Genomic DNA, 3,618 nt, shown 5'->3' with positions numbered 1-3,618 from the left:
CACCCCCCCTCCCGGGGGGGTTGTTGCTGCGCGAGGGTTTTTTGGGGGCGCGCCCGTGGGGGCGGCGGGGGGGGGGCGTGGGGGGCCCCCGCCAAAAAAGAGCGGTCTTCGGCCGTGGGCGTTGCGGTCCAGGTGGGGAGTGAGGGTGTTGGCGCGCCAGGTGCATTCGGCGAAAAGAGAAAGGCCGGTTACTAATTTGATATTGTGTGAAGTTCTCACGCCACCCACAAATCAAACGAGACCGGCCTATGCATCGGATTTTATCCTCAAATCCCTCACTGCTGCATCACATTTTTCAAATTGCCCATTCACCAGAGGTCTATCGGCCAGAGCAGTGTCCGCGCTGCGGCCTGGCTTGCCTGTGGCTCCATGGCAGCTATGACCGCAAGGCCGACCGCAGCTGCGCCGATGGCGAGACATCGCTCAATCACGTTCCGGTGTGCCGCTTCTACTGCGGCGGATGCGGGCGCACCTGTTCGCGCCTGCCGCTGGCGCTGGCGCCGCGCCGCTGGTACGACTGGGAGGTGCAGCAGCGCGTCCTGGAGTGGCTGCTGGCGGAGCTGTCGCTGCGCAAGGCCAGCGAGTGCGCGCGCCTTGATCGCCGGACCGTGCGGCGCTGGCGGGATTGGCTGCGAGCACAGACGACGCTGTTCTCCTTCCACCTGCGCGAGCGCTTTCCTGATCTGGGCCGGACCGGCGACGACTGGAAGGCGTTCTGGCGTGCCTGCCTGGACCTGATGCCGCTGCGCGAGGTCATGGAGATGCTCGATCGCAAGCTCGATGTCCCGTGATGTGCCCGAGTGCAAATAACGCGTGACGGGATTTCCACTGTCTATTTATCCAGTCCACAGAGTTCGCCCCTACCCCGGCATCCGGATTTTTGTTTCCATGAGGACTCCATCCATTTCAAGGAGCACTCATGTCAAAACAGATCAATCCGGTTGCCTTGTTCCGCCTGTCGGTATTGGGGCCGCTGGTCAGCCGCGAGAAGTTCGAGCGTGGCGAGCAGCAGCGCATCATCGGCGAACTGGCAAGCCGCGATTACGCGATTCCCAATTCGAACCGCCACCGGATCGGGGAAAAGACCCTCGAGAGCTGGCTGCGCCTGTTCCGCAGGGACGGCATCGAGGCGCTCACCCCGAAGACACGGGCCGACAGCGGCCGCTCCAAGATCGCACCGGCGATACAGGAGGCCATCGTCGCGGCAAAGAAAGACAATCCGTGCAGATCGGTCAGACGCATCAGGCAACTGCTCGAGGACGACGGCCAGGTGGCCAGGAACTGCCTGTCGCGCTCGGCCATCCACCGGCTGTTGAAAGAGCATGGCATTTCCGGCATGCGCGGGCCGGCCGCCGAACCGGAGGAGAAGCGCAGCTTCGTGGCCGAAACGGCCGGCGCCATCTGGTACGGCGACGTGATGCACGGCCCCAGGCTGATGCTTGGCGGAAGAATGCGCAAGACCTATCTGGTCTCGCTGCTCGACGACGCCTCCCGCCTGGTTGCGCACAGCGCATTCTGCCTGGGCGAGACGGCGCTCGACATCGAGGGCGTGCTCAAGCAGGCGCTTCTCAAACGGGGCCGGCCCGTCAAGCTCGTCGTCGACAACGGCGCCGCCTATGTCGCAGGCAGCCTGCAGGGCGTGTGCGCACGGCTGGGCATGCATCTGATCCATTGCAGGCCGTACCAGGCCACCAGCAAGGGCAAGATCGAACGGTGGCACCGGACCATGCGCGACCAATTCCTCAGTGAACTGGACGTCGATAGAATCGCCGACCTGCCCGACCTCAATGCCCGGCTCTGGGCCTGGCTCGAGGAGATCTACCACAAGACGCCGCACGGCGGCCTGGGCGGCATGACGCCGCTCGCGCGCTACCAGAAGGACCTCGACAAGGTGCGTTCCTTGGGCCAGTTCGCCCCGCATCTCGATGCGCTGTTCCACCATCGCATCAAGCGTCACGTGCGCAGGGATGGCACGGTCTCCTACCTGAACGCGCGCTTCGAAGTGCCCTATGAACTCGCCGGCAAGAGCGTCAAGCTCGTGGTCGATCCCCAGGCCGGCGTCGTCATCGGCGTCGAGGACGACAAGGGCGCCTCGCTGGGCCAGGCGACGCCGCTGGACTTGATTGCCAATGCCAGCCGCAAACGCCGCCAGCCCCAGGAGGAAGCCATTCAGGCGGGACCGCGCAGCGGCCCCAACCAGGTGGAGCAGGCGCACCGCAAATACCACGGCAAGAAGGAGGCTTGACATGTACCGCCAACACTTTGGATTGCGCCATCCGCCGCTCGGCAAGGAAGCGCCGGAACTGTGGGACGACGGCGCGCTGGCGCAACTGGGCGAGCGCTTCGACTGGCTGCTCAACTCCCCCGGAATCGGGCTCATCACGGGCGAGCCCGGCGTGGGCAAGACGAGCGCCGTGCGCGCCCTGACGGCCCCGCTCAATCCGCACCGCTACCTGTCCATTTACCATGCCGAGACGGACTTTGGCCGCCTCGATCTGTACCGCAACCTGGCCACCGCGCTGGGCGTGACGCCGTCCTACCGGCGGGCCCAGCTTTGGCGCGACATCAAGGACCGTATCGAAGAAATGGGCGACGGCAAGCAGTTGCTGCCGGTTTGGATCATTGACGAGGCCCAGAATTTGCCGGCCGAGTTCTTCCGGGACTTCCCATCCTTCCTCAATTTCGCCTTCGACAAACGCGACATGATCACGGTCTGGCTGGTCGGCCACCCGGTCCTGGCGCAGACGCTTGAGCGGGCGCCATACGCTGCGCTGCGCGGGAGGATCTCCGCGCGTGTTCACCTCAAGCCGGTCATTGAACGCGAGCGCTTCGCCGCGATGGTCAACCACGCCCTCAAAAGCGCCGGCTGCCCGCACACCCTGCTGGCCGACTCCGGCATGGAGATCCTGCGCCAGGCGTCGAAGGGCTTGCCGCGCCAGGCCGGGCGCATCCTGCGCAACGCCATGCGGATGGCCGTGCCGAAAGGGCTGAACCATCTTCCGGACGAGCTGTTGCAACTGGCCATCGAGGAGCTGCGATGACGCCGCCGTCGTCGACACCGATATTACCGCACGAGGACGATATCTCTGACGAAACCGCCGCCGTCCTCACCGAGATCCTGATCAGACTGGCCGGCGCCTGCGATGCGCGGTATGCCGCCAAGATCATGCGTTACCAGGAACGTTGCCGGATGCGCGACGAGGATCTGGGCCTGCCTCCGCCGGAGCGACACTGACGCCCGCCGGTTCAATCCACATCGCCCGCCCCCGTCCTGCCGGACGCGAGGCGGGCGGTCCCAAAAAGCTGTCACACAGCCCGCCTCAACCAGACGCTTCGCCGTCTGGCGCCCACCCACACATCACACCTTACGCGTCACCCGTCGAAGCGCCGTCCCCTACCGCTCAACCCATGCCAAAATCACCAATCCGCGATACGTGGCGCCGCGCTTCTCGCGAAATTATGATGGGACAAGCGCCATTATTCGCCGCCGAATAGGTCGGGATGCAGAGCCTAAATTAGCGCGGTGCGTAACACCCCAGCCCGGCCCTCAGCTTGCGCAGGTCATCGGCGCTGTTGACCTGGTCGAACCGGGCTGGTCGTTCTCGCGTATGAGCAGCA

At 64.9% G+C, this 3,618-nt stretch carries 4 protein-coding genes; all 4 read left to right on the top strand.

Features of this window, described 5'->3' with window-relative positions; translation table 11 throughout:
- Positions 1-248 precede the first annotated feature (248 nt).
- The 4 genes from D0817_RS24615 (at position 249) to D0817_RS24600 (ending at position 3,235) form a co-directional block, all read left to right on the top strand.
- Entirely contained in the window at positions 249-791 is a 543-nt protein-coding gene (locus D0817_RS24615; protein WP_127340984.1) for a DUF6431 domain-containing protein, read from the top strand.
- 128 nt (positions 792-919) lie between these two features.
- Entirely contained in the window at positions 920-2,245 is a 1,326-nt protein-coding gene (locus D0817_RS24610) for a DDE-type integrase/transposase/recombinase (protein WP_127340983.1), read from the top strand.
- A 1-nt stretch (position 2,246) separates the two neighbouring features.
- Positions 2,247-3,041: an ExeA family protein gene (locus D0817_RS24605; RefSeq protein ID WP_127340982.1), complete on the top strand. Its 795-nt coding sequence runs from the start codon at positions 2,247-2,249 to the stop codon at positions 3,039-3,041.
- Entirely contained in the window at positions 3,038-3,235 is a 198-nt protein-coding gene (locus D0817_RS24600; RefSeq protein WP_127340981.1) for a hypothetical protein, read from the top strand. Before D0817_RS24605 ends, D0817_RS24600 begins: the two co-directional genes overlap by 4 nt.
- The last annotated feature ends 383 nt before the right edge of the window (positions 3,236-3,618 follow it).

The sequence above is a fragment of the Flavobacterium cupreum genome, assembly GCF_003996965.1.
GTDB lineage: Bacteria > Bacteroidota > Bacteroidia > Flavobacteriales > Flavobacteriaceae > Flavobacterium > Flavobacterium cupreum.
Note: the sequence above shows the minus strand (reverse complement) of the source record. Positions and strands in the feature narration are given on the sequence as shown.